Below are 16,896 nucleotides of genomic sequence, written 5' to 3'. Positions count from 1 at the left end.
CTCCGAACCGGGTGGCCTGCCGCTCTCTGGCGGTCGGTCTTATCGGGGCTAAGCCCTGGGCCATCGTCCGCGACCCCGAATAGCAGGGCCATTGGTCCATGTTGTGCCGCTATTCGGGCGCGAACGCAATAGGTTGCGTTATGGGGTTATGTCGGGTGACGGCGGCCAGAGGTTCTTGGACGGGTCGACCGGCAGTGGATTGGCCGGCTCGACCGCTTCCGGCTCGACTTTGACCCGGATAGGCTGGCCGTTCGCGATGGGCTGACCTTGCGCGTCGATCGGCTCGAGCAGCAGCTTGAGGCGGCCGCTCTTGTTGGCGACGAACTGAGCGATGCGACCCGCCATGGCGCCGGTGACGATCCGAACCTCGTCGCCCTTGGCGTAGTTAGGCCGCCCGCGCGGCTGGTAGTCGAAGGCGCCCTTGGCTTGGGCCGCTTGCAGAGCGTCGATCCAGCGATCCGAGATCGATCGCACCTTGCCCGCCACCACCACCAGGCCCTTCACCATCGGCGAGGCCTCGCGCAGTGCGTCGCGGTCCAGCGTCGGCAAACCAAGATCCGTCACCGGGAGGCGGACGAACACATAGCCCGGCAGCAGGGGGACCTCATAGCGCTTGCGGGCCTGCTTTCGCGAGTGGCGGGTCAGATGCGTCTCGACCGGGCAATAGGCCTCAACGCCAGCGTCTTCCAGCTGGGCCAGGGCGCGCGGCTCTTCCTTGGAAACGACCTCAGCGACGAACCACGCCGAGCGTTCCGGGGCGTTCCGGGGGGCGTTCCTATCTATCTCTTTGATAGTCTTAGAAGAAATAGAAGGTGGAACGGATGGAACGCATGGAACGGACATGTACACTCCCGCGCCCGCCTGCCCATGTGCATGCAGGAGACCATCTGGCGTTCCATGCGTTCCACCCGTTCCAGGTGGAAGATTGTCGTTACCAGTCAACGCTTTCCTCCGGAACGCTGGTCGGAACGGCCCTGGAACGGCCGCCGGGCAGATTGTCGAGCAAGGGGGTGAGGGGGATCGCTAGGCCGCGCTGTTTGACGCCCGCGCCATAGCGCAGGGGCTTGGTCGGCCAGGTCTGGAAATCCGGTCCGAGGTCATCCAGGAACGACAGCGAGCGCCGCCAATCTCGCCAGACCGTGCCGGCGAAGATCTTCTCCAGCGCAGGGTGCTTGTTGGCCACGATCAGGAACGGCCCAGGACGGCCGCCAGGGCCGCCGCTGGACGCCTCCCAGGCCGGAGGGTCGCCATCCTCCCAGAGCTGGATCCCGTAGCCCCTGAGGGTCTCGGCGAACTCTCGCTCGTGCTTGGCGATACGCTCAACCATGGCGCCTATCGAGAGCCGCCTGTCGGACCTGTAGAGCGAACTCTCCGCAGCCATCATGTGCGCAAAGGCGTCGGCCCCCACGTTGGTCACCAGATCCTGCGATTGGCGCTGATAGATCAGAGGCGCCCAGAACCGGACCTCATCGTCGGCTGAGGCCTCATCGAGCGGCTCGTCGACCAGCAGTAGCCTTCGCCCCGCCGCCAGCATGGCCACCAGGTCGGCCGTGCGCGGGCTCTGACCGCTTCGTCGCAAGGCCGCCTTCATGGCCGCCACGTCGGCCTTGTAGCGCCCCGCATTGGCCAGAGCGCGCCCTAGCAATGCAGGCGCCAGCTTCTTGGCCTTCTCGCGGGCCTCGCGGATTGTCGCGTCCGGATCCCGGCCGTCCTGGGGGAGCGGGGGAAGGGGGCGAAGCCGGATCTCGACCATGCGCGTCGCGTCGGCCGACTCGAGCTTTGGCGGCGTCACAGCCCCCAGCATTGCAGCGCCCACAGCCGTCTGGGTGGTCACACCGCCGTCGCCGCCGCCCTGCTTACGCACCGAGCCGTCGCCGGTGGCCATACGGCGCAGGAGGCCTAGAGCTTGCTCCACAGGCCCAGGCCCATGGCCGTCAGACGCCGCTTCGGCCTCATCCAGGAAGGCCGCTCGCGCCATGCCCGAGATCTCGGCGCGGAAGCCGGCTTCGGAGAAGCTGTCCAGCAGCGGCCCAGCGTTGGCCGAGACCAGATCGCGCGCTAGTTTAACCAGGGTGGTCTTGCCTGCCCCAGGCGGGCCGTAGACGATCAGGTGACCCCGGAACGGGGCGACCGCGCCCAGCAACGCCGGCAGCAGCCAGCCGGCCACGATGTCAGCCCCGCTCAACCCCTCGTCGTCGAGACGCTCGAACCCCCAGTGGTCCAGTTGGTCGCGGACCCAGGCGCCGTCCGCCGCCGTTGCAGGCTTGGCCGGCCGCATCGCCGGCGGCTGGACGCGATACAGCGGCCCGTTCCTGTGGCGCAGCATGTCGGCGATCGACCGCTTGACCGCCTTCTTGCCGCCCAGCAGCCAGACCTCGTCGCCTAGGTGGATCACCGGCGCGCCGTCGTCGCCGGGCCATACCCCCAGCAGGCGGACCTCGCGGCTGTTATCCCAGTAACCGGCGTCGCGGCACTGGCGCACAAACCACACGACCGCGAGCTCGCGGTGAAACTTGTCCTTCTTGTCGCGCCAATAGGTCAGGAACGATCGCGACGCCTCGCTGGCGAAAATGTCGACCGTGATCATCTGGCCCAACTTCGCGGCCGGCTCGATGCGGATCTCGCCCTCTGGCATGGCGAACACGACGTTCTTGCCGAACCAGCCCAGCGGCACGACGGGACACTCGCTCAGCGGAGGATTCGGGAAGCCCTTCAGCCCTTCGCCGCTGTCATTGTCGGCGTCACCGCCGTCCTGGGGCTCTTCCAGGTTCAGCGGCTCATAGTCCGCCGCCAGGGGCTCTTGCCCCGCGCCCAGGTGATCTTCGTCCATGCCCTCGCTCACGCGCACGCCCCTATCCGCGCCTGGTCAGCCTCGACCCGGCGCTGCAGTTCGTTGTTCCAATCCTTGTTGGGCGGCGGCAGCAGAGGGCGGACGCTCGGTTGCCCGAACGCCCGCCACTGCTGCTTCACCAGGATCCCGCACAGGGCCGCCCGGGCCTGCGCGTCCAAGACCATCTGCACCGGCTTTCCGCGCCCGGTGCGGCCCATGGTCTTCCAGGGCTTCATGTCGTGATCGATCCCGACCAGGATCTCTGGCCAGGGCTGGGCTTCAGGCGCGGGCCAGAGGAACGGCGGATGCTCGAGATCCGCCTTCGGCGCATCCAGATCCATGCAGCCTTCGGCGTCGCGCGCAATCAGGCCCTGCAGCCGGTCCAGCGACAACGCCGCGACAGCTCGCACGCGACGCCCCTGGGTCCAGGCCAGCGAGGCCAGAGACAGCGTGGTTTCCAGCCCTTCGGCAAGCACCAGCGGCGTGCCGTCATAGCCCTCGCGCACGGGCCCGATCAGCCAAGCCCCCGCCCGCCGACCGTCCTGATCGGCGTGCGCGCCCCACATCTTCTTGCCCAGCGCCTTGTCGCGACCTGAGCCGTCGCGCAGCAGGTAAGTCGCGTGAATCCCTCCGGTGGGCCCGCTCACCGTCTCAACGCGCAGCAGCAGCGCCGGCGCGGTCACCCACACCCGCAGCCCCTCGTCGAAGCTATGCAGAGCCGCAGGGTGGAAACGCAGCGCCGGCGCGGCCGCCACGATCACCGCCGGGTGGATGAACCGCGCCAGCAGGTACTTTTCGGCCAGGGTCCCCAGGATGGGCTTGGCCTCGCGCCACATGCGCTCCGCCAGCTCGAGGCGCTTGCGATCGCGCGCCTGCTCTTCCACCGGCGTGTAGACCTTGCGCGGGGCCGAGGGCTTGAAGTGCTCGCCCAGCAGCCGCCGCGCCGCATCCGACGCGGTTCCGCCGCCCAGCTGCTGCTCAAGATCGATCACGTCGCCCCAGACGCCGCAGCTGTAGCAGCGGAACCAGCCCTTGGCGGGCCAGACGGCGAAGGGCGAGGTCTTGGACTTGGTTCCGCAGCCCTGCACCGGGCACACGCCGCGCTGCTGAGTCTGGCCGCCGCGCAGCTTCGATCCCGCATGCGTGGCCAGATCGGCGACCGACACGCGATCGCGCGCGCGTGCGAAGAGGTCTTCCTCGCGCATCACGCCCCCACCATGCGAGCGCCGCTCGCATCCCGGCGAACCAGCTCTCCGCTTTCGAGATCCGCCAGCCAAGCCTTGATCGCGGGCGCAGCGGCAGGCGCGATGCGATAGCCGTGACCCCAATAGGTCTCGATCACGTCGTGAAAGCCCGCTACCCGCAGGAGCCGCCGCAGGCGCGAGATCCGCACCTTGACGATCTCGATGCTTGTGTCGCTTTCCAGCCCCCGACTGGCGACCGTAAACAGTCTCGGGTGCGGGCAGATTTCGGGAGAGGCCTGCAGCAGCGCCAGGAGCACCCGGAACTCGGCCGGGCCAAAGTACTTCAGGTCTTGCTTGAGAACCCTGACCGCCTGGCGCACCAGGGTGGCGATCTGAATGTCCAGCGCAGACGCCGCGACCTGGTCGCGCACACGCCACTCGGCAAGCTCTTCCTGCAGCTCGCGGATCTGCCGGCGCAGGCCGTCGCAGTGGGCGCAGCCGATCATGCAACGCCCCCGTCGAACAGCGGCGCCGGAGCCAGCTTGGCGTATTTGCGCACGTCATCCGCATGCCACAGGCGATCGCGGGTGCCCGGCGGAAACAGCCCGTGCAACCACAACCCCTCAGCGCGCGCCGCCTCGATCGCCAGCGCCAGCGGCGAGGCCGCCTCAGCCGCCGGGTGCATCCAGTAGAACCAGCCGTAGGATGTCGCCGAGCTGGCCTCCGGATCCCAGCGGCCAAGCACCATCGGAACGCGCTCGCTGAACGTCACCTGCACCGCCAGGCGCTGCATGATGTCGTGGCGCTTGATGCTCTCGACCGCCGATGTCCTCAGCAGCAGAGCCACGCCCGCCTTGGAGGCCTCGAGGCCTCGCGCCACGAACGCTTCCAGATCCTTGAACGGTGGATTGGTCTTGACCCAGTCCGCCTTCCAGAATCGTCGCGTCGGGCTGGGCTGCAGGAAGTCCTCAACCAGGCCAAAGCCGTGCGGATGGATGTCGGTCACGCAGACCGCGAAATAATCCTGCAGCGGTCCGGCGATATGCCCCTCGCCGCAGGCCGGCTCCCATATCGTGCGCGCCGTCGGATCAAGGCGCAGCAGCATCTCGGCGCCAGCCCGAGCCGCCCAGGGCGGCGTCGGCAGATAGTTGAGCGCGCGATAGAGCGCGGTCTGCGCATCGTCGGTTTCGACGAGGGCGGGCGCGTGGCCTTCCATCACGGCGCGGCTGGGCTTGCGGCTCATGCAGCTTCACCCAGCGCCGAGGCCAGCGCGTCTTCCGACACATCGAACAGATGGGCCACTTCCTCCAGGGACCAGCGCGCCCTGCGGAAGTGGCCCGCCCACGCCGCCACCCGTGGGCTGACGGGCTTCAGCCGAACAGCGCCGAGGAGGGCGCGCCGTGCGGCAGGCGGCGGGGGAACGGATGCGGCGACCGGCAGGGGCGTCTCGCCCTGGACGGCCTGGCGCGATGGACGCGGCGCCGCCGGCTTGCTGCGCTCGACCCGAGGCGCAGGAGGCTTGGGAGCGGAGCGGGGCGGAGCGGGGCGAGGCTGAGCCCTGACGGCTTCCACGCGGACGGCCGCCGGCGCAGGGGGCGCGGGGACCGCCGTCGCCTGCGCGATCACCTCGACCATCGACTTGAGCAGCAGCGCGAACGCCTCGTCGCCGAACGCCGCCAAGCCCGCCAGATTGACCGCCGTCTTGCCGGCGATGCGATCCAGCGCATCGGCCGCCGAATAGACCTTCAGCGCGTCCAGCCGATTGTAGACCTTGGCTTCCGACCAGCCGACCATGACGGCGATCGAGGCCGACGACATGCGCGCGGCCCTCAGGTTCAGGATCTCGAGATCCTTCTTCGACAGTGCGGTCATCCGCGTTGCTCCTGGAAGAAATCTTCGACCAGCTGCGCTGCCGCGATCAGGGCGGGTGCAAAGGCCCGCCGGCGGCGCGAGGACGCGGCGACAAAGGCCCGGCCGGCGCTGACCAGCAGCGCCCAGGCCTGTCGGCCGTCAGGGTCGCTCAGGGCCGGGGCGACGGCGCTGCAGCCGTGCGCCAGCTCGTCGTTGAAGCGGATCAGATCCCAGCGGGCCGAGCCGCTGGGGTCGGGCTGCGCCCCGTTCATTTCACCCAGCGCCGCGCCGCCCAGATGCAACGCCGCCAGCGCCAGCTTTCGGCAGCGCACATGCGGATCCATCGCTTCCTTGCGGCGGGCCTGTTCGACGGTGAAGGACCGGCGGCGCGTCATCTCAGCCATCCAGATCCGCGCGCTTGCGGGCTGGGCGCGAGGCCAGGGCCTGGTCAACCTCGTCGGCTAGGCACAGCAACTCGGCCGCCTTCGCGGCGCGCTGGTCCTGATGCAGGCCGGCAAACACCTTGCCCAGCTCGACCAGGCGCTGGAACGGCGAGCCCTTCACGCAATAGGCGGGCGGGATCTGAGCGCGGCTGGCGACCTTGGCGCGCTTACCGAGATCTCCAGCCCAGGCCATGGGCGAGGCGGCTTGCTCGCGCGCGGCCTTGGTCAGGCGCGCCCACTTGGCCAGGTCTTCGGTGCTGGGTTCGGGCAGACGGCGGCTCATAGCGCGGCGCCCTCGTCGGCGGAGGCGGTTTGGCCGCCCCCGCCGACTCGGCTTTCCATGAGGGAACCACTACCCACGGAGAAGCTGAAATGAGTGAAGCCCCGACCCAGACCGAGATCGAGCTGCGCGCCGATGTGCTGGCGCTGAAGATCCTCTTGGGAAACCTGCTGTTGGTCTTGGCCGCCGAGGAACCGGTCGAGCCCCACCTTGAGCGCATGGTGGCTGTTATCGGGGATCATGAGCTATCCCCCACTCGTCTTCCCCTATCGGCAGGATGGGGAGACGCACACCGTCAATTGCTATCCGCCCGAGTCGTGGCGACAGCGCGTGAGATCGTCGATATGGCGCAGCACCAGCTGAGGGCGCAGGGGCGCTGAAATTGGAAAACTGCAGGCGCTGTCGGATCCGGGCCGTGGCCTTGAAAGCCGCATAGTCCGAAGCCAGTAGCTCGCGGGTCCGAGCGATCGCCTGCGAACGCGCGGCGACGTCCAGCCGTAGCCGCTCAAGGCGGGCCTCGAAAGACCTTCTCCAGTGAAGGTCTGAGATCGCGCCGGGGCGGAAGCCGGTTAGCGTAAGCCGGGCGCTCATCGGCCGCCCTCGCGACGCGAGGATTTCGCGGCCCGCGCGAGATCCGGCTTATGACTCGGAATGCAACCAAAGGTCAATTGAGTCACACTGTCGCAACCGAAGCGTTGCCTTTTAGGTTGCACGCAATTCAAGTATCGCCTTGAATTACCCGTGCGACGAGTTGTCGCGGCAGGAGTAAAGCCAGTGTTGAGTGAGAGAGAAGCCGCCGTTGAGCGCGTGCTCAGCGACTTGCGCGTGCTGCTGATCGGCCGCGCCGATACCGCCTGCCCCTGCGGAAGGGGCGAGCGATACACGGTGACGCAGGGGGAGGTCTTGGCGGAGCCCAAGACGTTTAGTGCCGGCGAGCATGAGACGCGCAGGCGCCAGATCGGCCGCGCGCGACTGCACCTAGAAATCGCAAGCGAGCAGCTGGATCGCGCTTTCGACCAGGTGGACGCGCTGGGCGACCGGATGGGCATTTGAGCAGTCACGCCAACAACCCCGCCAGGCTTGGGAAGAGGATGTCCGGTCGGATATCGAGCTTCTCAGCCCTGGCCCCGGCGACGATTTTCGCCGCGTAGTCCAGCGGGATCGGCTGTTCGTCGCCATTCCTGCTAAGCCATTGATAGGGTGTTGCGTCGCTGACGCCGCACCACGCGGCAAGCCGCTTTGCTCCGATCACCTTGAGGATGATCTCACGGGCGGTCGGAACAGCTTCCGACGCGGGCGCGTGACAGGCGCCATCGGTCATGACATAAGCTCCTGACGAAATGTCATGACGAGGGGTGAAGTGATCCGCGCGAGTCGTCAACGACTGCGTTCTGACATTTCGTCAGAGTCCGGCTCCATGATGGATCCGGAAATCGCCGCAATTGACGCTGCCATGCAGGAGCAGGGCAAGACGAAGGCCGACCTCGCGCGTCTGCTCGGCCTGGATAGCGCTTCGGTCAGTCGCATTTTTGGCGGCAAGCGACGCCTACAGCTTCACGAGGCGCGCACCATTCAGGAATGGCTCGGCGGTCTCCCCAGCACAGTCGCGGCGGGCGGCAAGGTAATGCCGATGCCTGGCCTGGTGCCCCTCTACGGATGGGTTGGGGCGGCCAGTGAAAGCCGACTGACGATCGCGGAGCAGAGCTTGCGTGGATACGTGCCCATGCATCCAAACCAGCAGCACGTGCGCGACGCGTTTGCGCTTGAGGTGGCGGATATCAGCATGAGCCCCCGGTATGAGCCGGGCGAGATCATCTATGTTGCTCCCAACCGCTGGCCGTCACGAGGGCAGGATTGCGTGCTCGTCACGACCGAGGGCGGCGGGTTTCTTAAGCGGTTTATACGTCGCGAGGCCGAACTGCTCGTCCTGCATCAGCTCAATCCGGACCAGGATCTTGAGTACCCAATCACTATTGTGCAGGCCATGCACAGCGTAGTGGGGCGGGGCTAGAAGGCCGTGGTGCTGCGAGCGATCTCGCGCGGTTTGGATGTCATTGAAAGCCAGCTTTTATCGTAAACAAAGAAGCGAGCATAATCCTCTACCAACCACTTGCCTTCTACTTTCGTCAGAACGACTTTGAATCGGTCGCCAGTAGTGGCGTCTTCTTTGCTATATTCAGAAAGGCTGTAGCCCTCAGGAATCGGTGTTTCATCGTAGACGGTGTAGAATGCAACAGCCCTGCTTTCGGTCTCCGTCTTTATTTCATTGATTTCTCGACGCAGTACGTCTGGCTTGCAGCTTTCGGTCAGCGCCCTCGCCGCCAAGAAGCTTTCTTTTGCTGCGCCCGTCAACGTGTCGGCTGGAGGGAGTGGGCGCACAAGTATGCCGAACCGCTTTGCCTCCGCAGTCTCCCCCTTAACTAGCTCGTTCCGGACCGTGCAGGACGATGCTCGGTACCAATCCGCGTAGGCCCATTGCGACTTTAGCGCCCGGTCAGGTGTGGACAGGTCCATGGCCGGCGCAGCTGCGGGCGCGGCCACGCCTTGAGCCGTCGGCTCTTTGGGCTTTGCTGCCTGCGGCGCTTCGCAGCTCATCAAGCCGATAGTGGCCAACCCGGCGAAAACGGCCAGCGCCCTCATATTCAACCTCTCGGAAGCTTGAGCAGCAACGCTATCGCCAGGGCCGCAACGCGTCTCCTGACATGATGTCTTGACAGAATGTCAGAATAGGCGCTGACAATCCCTCAACCTCCCGCCGACTCACGACGCCCCAATCGTCGTTTCGGAGAGGCCGACCAGGTTCCCGCCAGCCGCCGGGAATGTCTGGCGAGCGGCGGGAGGCCTGAAGGAGAGCAAGATGACGGAACAAACTCAAACCACAGGCGAGGCCCACGGGCTGGCGCTGGTGGTGGCCGACCGGGGCTTTGTCTGGGTCGGCAAGGTGATCACGACGCCGGATTGGGTCGAGATCGAAGGCGCCCGGCCGGTGCGCCGCTGGGGCACCAAGGAGGGCCTGGGCCAGCTGGCCAAGGAAGGCCCGCTGCCTGACACCCGCCTCGACGCCGCCGCCGACCTCAAGGTCAGCCGCAAAGCCCTCATCGCCATCATCCCGTGCGAGGCCGAGAAGTGGGCCGCTTAGCGACCCTCGACGGCCAAGGAGTGGGCGGTGCCCGCTCCGACGGCTACGGCGACGGCTACGGCGACGGCTACGGCTACGGCGACGGCGACGGCTACGGCTACGGCTACGGCGACGGCGACGGCTACGGCTACGGCTACGGCGACGGCTACGGCGACGGCGACGGCGACGGCTACGGCGACGGCGACGGCGACGGCTACGGCTACGGCGACGGCTGGTGAGCCGGAGGGCCGGCCAGGGCTCGGCGTAGCCCTACCGCCCTGGCCGGCCCTCCTCATTCCGAAAACTTCAAACCCCGGAGCGCCCAGCGCGCGCTCCTACAGGAGACCCCCATGGCCTTCGACGATACGAGCGACGCTCGCACCGCCAATCCGGTCGACGAACACGTCGGCCGCCGGATCCGGATGCGGCGCAAGCTGCTGAACATGAGCCAGACCGAGCTGGGCGACGCCCTCGGGCTCACCTTCCAGCAGGTCCAGAAGTACGAGCGCGGCGCCAACCGCGTGAGCGCCAGTAAGCTGTATGAGACCGCGCGGACCTTGAAGGTCGAGATCGGCTACTTCTTCCACGGCCTGGCGGACACGGTCGATCCGGACGCTGAGTTCGATCCCGAAAACCCCTGCCTGGCTCTGGCCGGGCTGTCGCACGGCGCGGATCTGGCGCTGGCCCTGCAGCGCATCGATGGCCGCCTGCGCGGCAAACTGCTGGGCCTGGTCGAGCAGATGGCCGCCGACGCCGAAAAGGCGGCTGCGTGATGGCCCGCCCCGCCGCTCTCTACGCCCAGGGCCAGCACGTGGCCGACGCCATCGCCGCCCTGGCCAGCGCCCCCGCGATCAGCATCTGCGCCGCGCCGCTGGTCGTGCTCTCGCCCGATCGTGACCCGCGCCAGGTCATCGGGCTTCACGCCGGTGGCCGAACCATCCGCCTGGACGCCGACGAAACCATCCTGGTGGCCGTCACCTTGGAGCAGGAGCGCCCGTTCGTCGGCGCCGAGGCCTTGGCCGCCGGCCTGCGCAGCGCGGTGGCATTGACCGACCTGCTGGCCTTGGGCGCGCGCATGAAGGTCCTGCGCTCGCCGACGGGGCAGGGGTGATGAGCGCCGACGTCGTTTCCTTCGCGGCCGCCGCCGCCCAACTGGCCAGCGCTGGCGAAGTGACCGAGGCCCGCGGCCCTGCCGGCGCGGATTTCGGCGCGGCCCCGCCGGCTGAGGTCAAGTTCGCCGAGGGCGACGACGTCACGATCATCTATCGCGCGGTTGAGGGGCGGCCCGAGATCCGCTCGGTCCTTTACGGACCGACCACGCGGCGGGTGGCCTGGGGCCTGTGTCGTGAACTGGCCAAGCGCGGCGCTGACGACGTTCCAACAGCCCAGGCGATCGCCCAGACCGCCGACCGCATCATCGCCCGCCCGGCCGGTAACCCGCGCCCCTTCGACCTTACGTGGATTGAGATCGCCCCGGGCCATCCGGACGCCGGCCTGCGTCTCGCCCGGGTAAGCGGCGTCACCCACACCCAGCTCAACATTGCGCTCGGCCGACCCGTCGCGCGCCTCGAGCACAGCCACACCGGCGGGCGCGCCGTGCCGCTGTTCGATCCCGAGGGCCTGGCGATCGGAGCCGAGCCCGCGCCCTTCCACATCGAGACCGGAGAAGACGAATGACGTCGCTGTCGCCCACCACACTGACCTTTGAAGACGTGCTGCGCGCCCTCAGCGGCCCTTGGACCGGCACCGGCAACACGCTCGACCAGTTGGTCGACAGGACAGGCCGCGTGCGCTCCAACCTCAAGCGCGACCTGGGCAAGCTCGTCGAGCTGGGCCTGGTCCAGGGCGATGCGGATCTCGGTTGGACGCGCACTCCGCAAGGCACGGAAGCCCTCGACGCGATCGATCGCGCCAACGGCTTCGTGCCCGCCGGAGCCATCGCGCGCTTTGCGCTCGACCGCATCGACTTCAATCCGGACAATCCGCGAAAGTCGGTCGACCAGGACGCCCTGGAAGGCCTCGCCGACTCGATCGCTGAGGCGGGCGACCTGCTGCAGCCGATCGTCCTCTACAAGGCCAGCCCCGGTCAACTGAACCGCATGCTGCACGCCGGTGAGCGCCGCGTGCGCGCCTGCCGCCTCCTGCAGGCGCAGGGCCGTCTTCCCGAAGCCCTGGCCCAAGGCCTGCCGTTCATCCAACGCGAGGCCAGCAAGGCCGAGGCGCTTTTCATCGGCCTGGTCGAGAACGGCCAGCGCGAGGACCTGTCGCCCTGGGAAGACGCGCAGGCGCTGAAGGCCTACCGCGACGAGACTGGCCTCTCGGCGCGCCAGATCGCGCTCAAGCTGGGGCGCGCTCAGGAGGGGAGCGAGAAGGGCGTGCGCGACGTCCAGGAGAAGATCGCCACCCTCGACCGCGCCAAGCCGGCAGCGATCGAAGAGGTCCGTAGAGGCCGCCAGAACTTCGACTGGCTCAAGCGCCAAGTGCGCAAGCGGATCGAAGAGGTCTCGTCGCAGCTGCGGTCGATCGACCTGATGACGATCGCCGAGGTCGTCCACAAGGGTCGCAACACGCCGTTCACGCGCTTCACCTATGGCCTCGAAACCGAGTGCGACCATGACGCGCCCAAGGATCCTGTCTTCAAGGGTCTCGTAAGCCAGGGCGTCTTCCGGTTCACCGCTCTCAACTACAACGACCCCAGGTCATCGGTGAACTTGGGCAGCAGCGACCAGCTGAGCGAAGTCCTCATGTCCGAGGAGTTCCTGCCGATCTACACGCCCGGCAGTAACGCTGCTGACGCCATCGCTGCTCTCCACGCGCTGCGCGTGGCGGCCGTGGGCGAAGAGAAGGCGAACGCCGCAACCGAGGCCGGCCAGTATGTTTCGAGTTGGCTGAACGCGCCCTTCGCCTACACCGAAGAGCAGCAGACCAAGATGGCCGCGCTCAAGACGGCGAAGGCCGCCAACCGCGCCGAGACCAAGCGCATCAGAGAGCGTGACGCAGCCAGGCTCGAGCGCGTGATCTCGGTCGACGAACAGGTCATCGCCAACGGACTTAAGGATCACATCATCAAGGGCCTGCGCGAAGAGTTCGCGGAAAAGGCTGTTGATTTCCCGCTGCGGCCAAAGCGTCGGGGAATTGTCGACGCGCAGGGGCGCTACCTCGTCATGAGCGGGGGCATTGGCCACCAGTATCAGCCGCGCGAGACCGAACTTCTCCACCTGATCTGTACGGTCATGAACGCCGCGCTGGCGCCGACGCCGCTTGAAGCTGCGATCAACAAGGCCGCCAGCCAGGACGCGTCCGATGCGGCTGCTTAACGCCCCGGCCGCCCAGGCCGCCGCCGACATGGCTGCGCGCTACCAGCTGGTGGCGTCTGGTCACCGCTTGGCGGCGGCCGTCGCCCACCCCGTCCGCGCCGAACGCCTGCAGGCCGCCGCGCTGGAGGCGGGCCGGATCTCCCGGCGCTTCGCCCAGCTCGCCCAGGCCCTGCAGGGCCGCGAGCTCGGCCGCGCCACGCTGCGCCAGCTCAGCCTCGACCCCGCCGCCGGCGACGAGCTGCTGCGCCTTCTCGCCGATCTGTCGATGCGAGCGCCGCTCGCACGCCCCGCCGCCTAACCCACAGGAGACTGAGCCTTGGCCTACGACGATACCTCGCCCTATCCGCGCCTACCCGATCCCGCGCCGCGGCCGGCCAGCCGCCACGAAGGCTGGGTGCGGTTCTATCTCCTGGTGCAGTTGGGCCTTGGCCTGCTGCTCGGCTTCTATTCGGTGCTGCTGGCGGCCTCGACTTTCCTGCCGATCATCGCCGGACGCGGCGCCGACGCCATCAACGTGCTGCTGCTGGCCACCTGGAGCATCGCCGGCCTGGTCTGCGCCACGCGCTGCATCAAGGCCTGTTGGCGGGTGCTGGCTCGCTCCTCGCGCGGGGAGGGCTGAGCGGTGCAGGAAATGGATTTTGAAGCCTGCCAAGCGATCGCAGCCGTGCTGGTCCAAGTTGCAGGAGAAGCCGCCGAACGGCTTGGCGGGGAGCCAGAGGTCGGCAGCGTCTTCCTGCTGATCAATGCGCTCTCGCAAGCGCTTGTCACGCTAGCCGGCGACGGCGCGGACCAAGATCGCCTGCAACAGGGCATTGACCTGGCGACGTCTCAGCTCGGCGAGCTCACGCCGTTGGCGTTTCAGATGCGCCAGCGCCCCACCTTGCACGCCTAGCGCTGCGGTCGAGCCATCGGCCCGCCGGTGGTTCCTCCGCATCGCTCGGATGCGAACGGGAGACCCCTATGAAGAACGTTCACCGCTGGACGGCCAATCGGTCGGGCCCGGCCATCACTATCACCGGCGACGACGACCAGGGCGTGGCCGTGAAGATCACCGGCGTTAAGGCGATCTCGGCCGACGCCCTGTGGCCGATCGCCACCGACGAGCACGGCCAAAGCTGGCGCCTGCTGCCGGCGAACTACGCCCAGATCCGCGCGGCGATCGCCGCCTCGGTCTCGCCCAGCGAGCTGGTGGGGTTCCTGGGCGAGGACGAGGACGACCTTGAGATGGCGGAGGCCTGAGCGATGGGCTTCGGAAATCCTGCCGGCCTGATGAAATCGGGCCTGGAGTTCGCGGCCGAGAAGATCGCCGACCACATGGACAAGATCCTCACCCACTTCAAACCTGGGTCGAAGATCACCGTGCTGGTGCGCCAGCCCGACAACGACCAGGCAGACTTCTGCTTGTCGAACGACGACATCGCCCAGGCCCTTGCCGCCCTGCAGCGCCGACTCGACGCCGGCCAGACTGGGGAGGTCTGAGCGATGGACCTTGCGAACCTCCCCCTAGGCCACACCGCGTGGCACTCGAGCGACGAGGACAGCGGGCCTGACGTGGGCCTGCAGCTGGGACTGGGTGACGGCGCGTCGATCTATGTCGGCGAGCTGGCGACCACGACGGTGATCGATAACCTGGACAACGCCGGCGAGTTTCCTGACCGGTCGTGGATCGCCCTATTGGACGGCGACGAAACCCGGATCGCCGGCGCGGTTGCTGACGACGAAGCCGCCAGGGCCGTGTTCGACATCGTCGCGAGCCTGGCGCGGAAGGCCGCCGCCTGGGACCGGATCGACTTCGAGGCTTTGGCCCAGGAGCTCACCCGAGCCGCCGCCGATCCCGGCGCCTTCGTCGGCCTCAAGGACAACCGAAGCCTGATCCAGTGGCAAGGGGACGCGCTGCGCGTTGCACTTAAGCAGACGCTGATGGCGCAGGCCTCGAGCGGGGAGGGGCCGACCCATGGCGAATGAGATCACCAAAGACCCAACCATCCAGCGCTGCCTGGACCTTGGGGTCACGCCCCTGGAACTGGATGCGCTTCGCCGATGCGTTGAACGCGGCTCTACCCGGACCAACGACGGCGGCATGACCGACTGCCTCCTGAGCGGGCTTTGCTCGAAGCCTGCTGACGGGCCGCTCGTCGCTTGGCGGGTCAATCCTAATAGCTGGATCGACGGCTATATCAGCCTCTATGAGCCGACAGAAGCCGGCCGCCGCGTCGTGGCCGCCGCCGCCGACTTGGTGTTTCCGGAGGCGCCCGCCCATGGCTGACGGAACCGCCAAGAGCCTGGGCGAGAAGCTGCTCGAGGCGCTCGTCATTGCCCGCGCCGAAACGACGACGTGGTTCGCCCTGTCGGATGCCGAGCGTACGATCTGCGAACAGGCTGGCGTCGCTTTCGCCGCCAGCATCTCTCACGACGAGACCGCGAACGCAGTCATCACCGATCTACGCGAGCGCCTGCAAGCTACCGAGGTGCGGGCGCAGAAGGTAGAGGCGGCGCTGAAGAACGCAGCCGCCTATGTAGATGAAGCGGGCGGGATCTGTCTCGCCTTGGCGATGTCCGGCAAGGATCATCCACGCCTAGACGAGTTGCTGATGGGCCTGCAGGCGAAATCGCAGGCCATTGCCCCAACGCTCCGCGCCGTCCTCAAGACTGAGGGGGCTTGATACATGAGCGACGAAAACTGCCACGAACAGACCGAGTTCACGGCGCGCCTCAAGGCGATGTCGGCCGATGAACAAGCCGAGCTGCTGCGCTTTGCCAACATGGTGCAGGCGTGGTCGCTAAGGGGTCACCGACGGACACCGCGCTACGGCACGTTCGCCCAAGCAGCGCAGCACTTCGGAACCTCAGTCGAGCGGATCGCCCTCGCCGTCGAGGCTCACTACTGGATGTTCGCCGACGACCCGACCGCGCCGCCTGGCGAGCGCCAGATCGAGCACGAGGGGGAGTGAGCGATGGATCAACACGTCAAAGACGCCATCGCCGATCTCAGCGCGTGGGCGGCGACCGCGCCCAGCAAGTTCAAGCTCCGCAAGGCGCGGATGCGCGATGAGCGCCTGGCGAACGCGATCGCCGTCGTTGTCAGCGAGCTGAAGCGCAAGGATCAGCTGGTCGAGGACATCGTGTTCGTCCTGACGCATCCCCATGAACCCGCGGACTACCAGCCCACACCGTTTGAGCGCGCCAGCATGACCATGCGCGGCTATTGCCACAACCTCGCCCTGGTCGATGACGCACTCTACGGCCCTCAGCTGCTGGACATCGGCTGCAGGCGCACCGAGGCCGCGATGCGGGCGCTGTATCAACTCAATCCGGTGACGGAAGAACCATCGAGCCCAGACAGCAATCCGACCGGGCCGACCAGGCCGGTTCCCTTCGAAGCCCTTGAGGCGGCCTATCCGGGCGCCTGGAGACAGCTTCGGGCCGAGGCGGTGGCCGTGACTGTGGCCCTTGGGCCTCTCTGGATCCCCGGAACAGCGAAACCCTCCGAGCGGGAGGCGTAGACATGGGTGATGCAGTCAGCCGCTTCATCGTCGCAAAGTTCGGCCATGAGATTCGCCATGATGAGCCCCTGGAGTTCACCGTCGACGAGTTCCGCCAGGCGGCGCGCTTAGCTGCGCTGGCTGGCGACGAGGAACGTATCGCTCTGCGGGCGGCCCTCGAGGCGATCAAGGATCTGTCACCGGCGGAGATCAATCACCGGGCGCGGATCATCGCGCGCGACGCGCTAAAGGCCTTCGCCTAATGCCCGCCCGCCGAGACCCCCTTGCCCGCGCCCACCGCCGGCCGGATCCGGCCGACTGGGCCGACGACGACCAGATGACCCTGGCCGAGTATGTGGCTGTGTTCTGGCCGCACGGGCCGGTCACCGTC

30 protein-coding genes are annotated in these 16,896 nt (G+C 67.4%); 19 read left to right on the top strand and 11 right to left on the bottom strand.

Annotated elements, in window-relative coordinates; all coding sequences use genetic code 11:
• Positions 1–138: 138 nt before the first annotated feature.
• The 9 genes from J2X45_RS17320 to J2X45_RS17280 form a co-directional block, all read right to left on the bottom strand.
• Complete coding sequence (locus tag J2X45_RS17320; RefSeq protein ID WP_310217259.1) at positions 139–843, bottom strand: transcription termination/antitermination NusG family protein; 705 nt, start codon at positions 841–843, stop codon at positions 139–141.
• An 88-nt stretch (positions 844–931) separates the two neighbouring features.
• A complete protein-coding gene (locus J2X45_RS17315; protein ID WP_310217256.1) occupies positions 932–2,830 on the bottom strand; it encodes a hypothetical protein in 1,899 nt (632 codons plus the stop codon).
• A gap of 8 nt (positions 2,831–2,838) precedes the next feature.
• Positions 2,839–4,035: a CHC2 zinc finger domain-containing protein gene (locus tag J2X45_RS17310; protein ID WP_310217253.1), complete on the bottom strand. Its 1,197-nt coding sequence runs from the start codon at positions 4,033–4,035 to the stop codon at positions 2,839–2,841.
• Positions 4,035–4,520 (bottom strand): winged helix-turn-helix domain-containing protein, encoded by a 486-nt coding sequence (locus tag J2X45_RS17305; protein ID WP_310217251.1) that lies wholly within the window; start codon positions 4,518–4,520, stop codon positions 4,035–4,037. Before J2X45_RS17305 ends, J2X45_RS17310 begins: the two co-directional genes overlap by 1 nt.
• Entirely contained in the window at positions 4,517–5,257 is a 741-nt protein-coding gene (locus J2X45_RS17300) for a hypothetical protein (protein ID WP_310217248.1), read from the bottom strand. Before J2X45_RS17300 ends, J2X45_RS17305 begins: the two co-directional genes overlap by 4 nt.
• On the bottom strand, positions 5,254–5,886 hold the full coding sequence (locus tag J2X45_RS17295) for an AsnC family protein (RefSeq protein ID WP_310217244.1): 633 nt from the start codon (positions 5,884–5,886) through the stop codon (positions 5,254–5,256). Before J2X45_RS17295 ends, J2X45_RS17300 begins: the two co-directional genes overlap by 4 nt.
• The gene (locus J2X45_RS17290) at positions 5,883–6,260 is read right to left on the bottom strand and encodes a hypothetical protein (RefSeq protein ID WP_310217242.1); all 378 of its coding nucleotides are present in this window, start codon (positions 6,258–6,260) and stop codon (positions 5,883–5,885) included. Before J2X45_RS17290 ends, J2X45_RS17295 begins: the two co-directional genes overlap by 4 nt.
• Position 6,261: 1 nt before the next feature.
• A complete protein-coding gene (locus J2X45_RS17285) occupies positions 6,262–6,591 on the bottom strand; it encodes a hypothetical protein (RefSeq protein WP_310217240.1) in 330 nt (109 codons plus the stop codon).
• Positions 6,588–6,830, bottom strand: coding sequence for a hypothetical protein (locus tag J2X45_RS17280; RefSeq protein WP_310217238.1), 243 nt, complete (start codon positions 6,828–6,830; stop codon positions 6,588–6,590). Before J2X45_RS17280 ends, J2X45_RS17285 begins: the two co-directional genes overlap by 4 nt.
• A 532-nt stretch (positions 6,831–7,362) precedes the next feature.
• Between J2X45_RS17280 and J2X45_RS17275 the strand changes: the two genes are divergently transcribed.
• Entirely contained in the window at positions 7,363–7,641 is a 279-nt protein-coding gene (locus tag J2X45_RS17275; protein ID WP_310217236.1) for a hypothetical protein, read from the top strand.
• Positions 7,642–7,645: 4 nt separating this feature from the next.
• Here the strand turns inward: J2X45_RS17275 and J2X45_RS17270 are convergent, their stop codons facing one another.
• The gene (locus J2X45_RS17270) at positions 7,646–7,909 is read right to left on the bottom strand and encodes a hypothetical protein (RefSeq protein WP_310217233.1); all 264 of its coding nucleotides are present in this window, start codon (positions 7,907–7,909) and stop codon (positions 7,646–7,648) included.
• A gap of 96 nt (positions 7,910–8,005) precedes the next feature.
• Here J2X45_RS17270 and J2X45_RS17265 point away from each other — a divergent pair, with 96 nt between their 5' ends.
• Positions 8,006–8,599 (top strand): S24 family peptidase, encoded by a 594-nt coding sequence (locus J2X45_RS17265; protein WP_310217231.1) that lies wholly within the window; start codon positions 8,006–8,008, stop codon positions 8,597–8,599.
• On the opposite strand, the gene J2X45_RS17260 is transcribed toward J2X45_RS17265, so the two are convergent.
• Positions 8,596–9,228, bottom strand: coding sequence for a hypothetical protein (locus tag J2X45_RS17260; protein WP_310217228.1), 633 nt, complete (start codon positions 9,226–9,228; stop codon positions 8,596–8,598). The two genes, J2X45_RS17265 and J2X45_RS17260, sit on opposite strands and share 4 nt — an antisense overlap.
• 217 nt (positions 9,229–9,445) lie before the next feature.
• Between J2X45_RS17260 and J2X45_RS17255 the strand changes: the two genes are divergently transcribed.
• The 17 genes from J2X45_RS17255 to J2X45_RS17175 all read left to right on the top strand — a co-directional run bounded on the left by J2X45_RS17255 (position 9,446) and on the right by J2X45_RS17175 (position 16,768).
• Positions 9,446–9,727, top strand: a complete 282-nt coding sequence (locus J2X45_RS17255; RefSeq protein WP_310217226.1) for a DUF6948 domain-containing protein — start codon at positions 9,446–9,448, stop codon at positions 9,725–9,727.
• A 20-nt stretch (positions 9,728–9,747) separates the two neighbouring features.
• A complete protein-coding gene (locus J2X45_RS17250; RefSeq protein WP_310217223.1) occupies positions 9,748–9,945 on the top strand; it encodes a hypothetical protein in 198 nt (65 codons plus the stop codon).
• Positions 9,946–10,056: 111 nt separating this feature from the next.
• Entirely contained in the window at positions 10,057–10,479 is a 423-nt protein-coding gene (locus J2X45_RS17245; RefSeq protein ID WP_310217220.1) for a helix-turn-helix transcriptional regulator, read from the top strand.
• On the top strand, positions 10,479–10,817 hold the full coding sequence (locus J2X45_RS17240) for a hypothetical protein (protein WP_310217217.1): 339 nt from the start codon (positions 10,479–10,481) through the stop codon (positions 10,815–10,817). The genes J2X45_RS17245 and J2X45_RS17240 overlap by 1 nt, the downstream gene beginning before the upstream one ends.
• Positions 10,817–11,383, top strand: coding sequence for a hypothetical protein (locus tag J2X45_RS17235; protein ID WP_310217214.1), 567 nt, complete (start codon positions 10,817–10,819; stop codon positions 11,381–11,383). The genes J2X45_RS17240 and J2X45_RS17235 overlap by 1 nt, the downstream gene beginning before the upstream one ends.
• Positions 11,380–13,023, top strand: coding sequence for a ParB/RepB/Spo0J family partition protein (locus J2X45_RS17230; RefSeq protein WP_310217212.1), 1,644 nt, complete (start codon positions 11,380–11,382; stop codon positions 13,021–13,023). The genes J2X45_RS17235 and J2X45_RS17230 overlap by 4 nt, the downstream gene beginning before the upstream one ends.
• A complete protein-coding gene (locus J2X45_RS17225) occupies positions 13,010–13,321 on the top strand; it encodes a hypothetical protein (RefSeq protein ID WP_310217210.1) in 312 nt (103 codons plus the stop codon). Before J2X45_RS17230 ends, J2X45_RS17225 begins: the two co-directional genes overlap by 14 nt.
• An 18-nt stretch (positions 13,322–13,339) precedes the next feature.
• On the top strand, positions 13,340–13,642 hold the full coding sequence (locus tag J2X45_RS17220; protein ID WP_310217208.1) for a hypothetical protein: 303 nt from the start codon (positions 13,340–13,342) through the stop codon (positions 13,640–13,642).
• Between the two features lie 12 nt (positions 13,643–13,654).
• Positions 13,655–13,915 (top strand): hypothetical protein, encoded by a 261-nt coding sequence (locus J2X45_RS17215; protein ID WP_310217205.1) that lies wholly within the window; start codon positions 13,655–13,657, stop codon positions 13,913–13,915.
• 68 nt (positions 13,916–13,983) lie between these two features.
• Entirely contained in the window at positions 13,984–14,262 is a 279-nt protein-coding gene (locus J2X45_RS17210) for a hypothetical protein (RefSeq protein WP_310217202.1), read from the top strand.
• 3 nt (positions 14,263–14,265) lie between these two features.
• A complete protein-coding gene (locus J2X45_RS17205) occupies positions 14,266–14,502 on the top strand; it encodes a hypothetical protein (protein ID WP_310217200.1) in 237 nt (78 codons plus the stop codon).
• A 3-nt stretch (positions 14,503–14,505) separates the two neighbouring features.
• Entirely contained in the window at positions 14,506–14,988 is a 483-nt protein-coding gene (locus tag J2X45_RS17200; RefSeq protein ID WP_310217197.1) for a hypothetical protein, read from the top strand.
• Positions 14,978–15,289: a hypothetical protein gene (locus J2X45_RS17195; RefSeq protein WP_310217195.1), complete on the top strand. Its 312-nt coding sequence runs from the start codon at positions 14,978–14,980 to the stop codon at positions 15,287–15,289. The genes J2X45_RS17200 and J2X45_RS17195 overlap by 11 nt, the downstream gene beginning before the upstream one ends.
• Positions 15,282–15,686, top strand: a complete 405-nt coding sequence (locus tag J2X45_RS17190) for a hypothetical protein (protein WP_310217194.1) — start codon at positions 15,282–15,284, stop codon at positions 15,684–15,686. The genes J2X45_RS17195 and J2X45_RS17190 overlap by 8 nt, the downstream gene beginning before the upstream one ends.
• A gap of 3 nt (positions 15,687–15,689) precedes the next feature.
• On the top strand, positions 15,690–15,974 hold the full coding sequence (locus J2X45_RS17185) for a hypothetical protein (RefSeq protein WP_310217190.1): 285 nt from the start codon (positions 15,690–15,692) through the stop codon (positions 15,972–15,974).
• 3 nt (positions 15,975–15,977) lie between these two features.
• Positions 15,978–16,526, top strand: coding sequence for a hypothetical protein (locus tag J2X45_RS17180; RefSeq protein WP_310217187.1), 549 nt, complete (start codon positions 15,978–15,980; stop codon positions 16,524–16,526).
• A 2-nt stretch (positions 16,527–16,528) separates the two neighbouring features.
• Positions 16,529–16,768, top strand: a complete 240-nt coding sequence (locus tag J2X45_RS17175; protein ID WP_310217185.1) for a hypothetical protein — start codon at positions 16,529–16,531, stop codon at positions 16,766–16,768.
• Positions 16,769–16,896: the final 128 nt, after the last annotated feature.

The organism is Caulobacter sp. BE264, from assembly GCF_031457805.1.
GTDB lineage: Bacteria > Pseudomonadota > Alphaproteobacteria > Caulobacterales > Caulobacteraceae > Caulobacter.
This window is presented reverse-complemented; position numbering and strand designations above follow the sequence as displayed.

Excerpts from the sequence above, each read along its gene's own strand:
- J2X45_RS17320 (WP_310217259.1), bottom strand. The coding sequence starts at position 843 with ATGTCCGTTCCATGCGTTCCATCCGTTCCACCTTCTATTTCTTCTAAG.
- J2X45_RS17315 (WP_310217256.1), bottom strand. The coding sequence starts at position 2,830 with ATGGACGAAGATCACCTGGGCGCGGGGCAAGAGCCCCTGGCGGCGGAC.
- J2X45_RS17310 (WP_310217253.1), bottom strand. The coding sequence starts at position 4,035 with ATGCGCGAGGAAGACCTCTTCGCACGCGCGCGCGATCGCGTGTCGGTC.
- J2X45_RS17305 (WP_310217251.1), bottom strand. The coding sequence starts at position 4,520 with ATGATCGGCTGCGCCCACTGCGACGGCCTGCGCCGGCAGATCCGCGAG.
- J2X45_RS17300 (WP_310217248.1), bottom strand. The coding sequence starts at position 5,257 with ATGAGCCGCAAGCCCAGCCGCGCCGTGATGGAAGGCCACGCGCCCGCC.
- J2X45_RS17295 (WP_310217244.1), bottom strand. The coding sequence starts at position 5,886 with ATGACCGCACTGTCGAAGAAGGATCTCGAGATCCTGAACCTGAGGGCC.
- J2X45_RS17290 (WP_310217242.1), bottom strand. The coding sequence starts at position 6,260 with ATGACGCGCCGCCGGTCCTTCACCGTCGAACAGGCCCGCCGCAAGGAA.
- J2X45_RS17285 (WP_310217240.1), bottom strand. The coding sequence starts at position 6,591 with ATGAGCCGCCGTCTGCCCGAACCCAGCACCGAAGACCTGGCCAAGTGG.
- J2X45_RS17280 (WP_310217238.1), bottom strand. The coding sequence starts at position 6,830 with ATGATCCCCGATAACAGCCACCATGCGCTCAAGGTGGGGCTCGACCGG.
- J2X45_RS17270 (WP_310217233.1), bottom strand. The coding sequence starts at position 7,909 with ATGACCGATGGCGCCTGTCACGCGCCCGCGTCGGAAGCTGTTCCGACC.
- J2X45_RS17265 (WP_310217231.1), top strand. The coding sequence starts at position 8,006 with ATGATGGATCCGGAAATCGCCGCAATTGACGCTGCCATGCAGGAGCAG.
- J2X45_RS17260 (WP_310217228.1), bottom strand. The coding sequence starts at position 9,228 with ATGAGGGCGCTGGCCGTTTTCGCCGGGTTGGCCACTATCGGCTTGATG.
- J2X45_RS17255 (WP_310217226.1), top strand. The coding sequence starts at position 9,446 with ATGACGGAACAAACTCAAACCACAGGCGAGGCCCACGGGCTGGCGCTG.
- J2X45_RS17245 (WP_310217220.1), top strand. The coding sequence starts at position 10,057 with ATGGCCTTCGACGATACGAGCGACGCTCGCACCGCCAATCCGGTCGAC.
- J2X45_RS17240 (WP_310217217.1), top strand. The coding sequence starts at position 10,479 with ATGGCCCGCCCCGCCGCTCTCTACGCCCAGGGCCAGCACGTGGCCGAC.
- J2X45_RS17235 (WP_310217214.1), top strand. The coding sequence starts at position 10,817 with ATGAGCGCCGACGTCGTTTCCTTCGCGGCCGCCGCCGCCCAACTGGCC.
- J2X45_RS17230 (WP_310217212.1), top strand. The coding sequence starts at position 11,380 with ATGACGTCGCTGTCGCCCACCACACTGACCTTTGAAGACGTGCTGCGC.
- J2X45_RS17225 (WP_310217210.1), top strand. The coding sequence starts at position 13,010 with ATGCGGCTGCTTAACGCCCCGGCCGCCCAGGCCGCCGCCGACATGGCT.
- J2X45_RS17215 (WP_310217205.1), top strand. The coding sequence starts at position 13,655 with ATGGATTTTGAAGCCTGCCAAGCGATCGCAGCCGTGCTGGTCCAAGTT.
- J2X45_RS17210 (WP_310217202.1), top strand. The coding sequence starts at position 13,984 with ATGAAGAACGTTCACCGCTGGACGGCCAATCGGTCGGGCCCGGCCATC.
- J2X45_RS17205 (WP_310217200.1), top strand. The coding sequence starts at position 14,266 with ATGGGCTTCGGAAATCCTGCCGGCCTGATGAAATCGGGCCTGGAGTTC.
- J2X45_RS17200 (WP_310217197.1), top strand. The coding sequence starts at position 14,506 with ATGGACCTTGCGAACCTCCCCCTAGGCCACACCGCGTGGCACTCGAGC.
- J2X45_RS17195 (WP_310217195.1), top strand. The coding sequence starts at position 14,978 with ATGGCGAATGAGATCACCAAAGACCCAACCATCCAGCGCTGCCTGGAC.
- J2X45_RS17190 (WP_310217194.1), top strand. The coding sequence starts at position 15,282 with ATGGCTGACGGAACCGCCAAGAGCCTGGGCGAGAAGCTGCTCGAGGCG.
- J2X45_RS17185 (WP_310217190.1), top strand. The coding sequence starts at position 15,690 with ATGAGCGACGAAAACTGCCACGAACAGACCGAGTTCACGGCGCGCCTC.
- J2X45_RS17180 (WP_310217187.1), top strand. The coding sequence starts at position 15,978 with ATGGATCAACACGTCAAAGACGCCATCGCCGATCTCAGCGCGTGGGCG.
- J2X45_RS17175 (WP_310217185.1), top strand. The coding sequence starts at position 16,529 with ATGGGTGATGCAGTCAGCCGCTTCATCGTCGCAAAGTTCGGCCATGAG.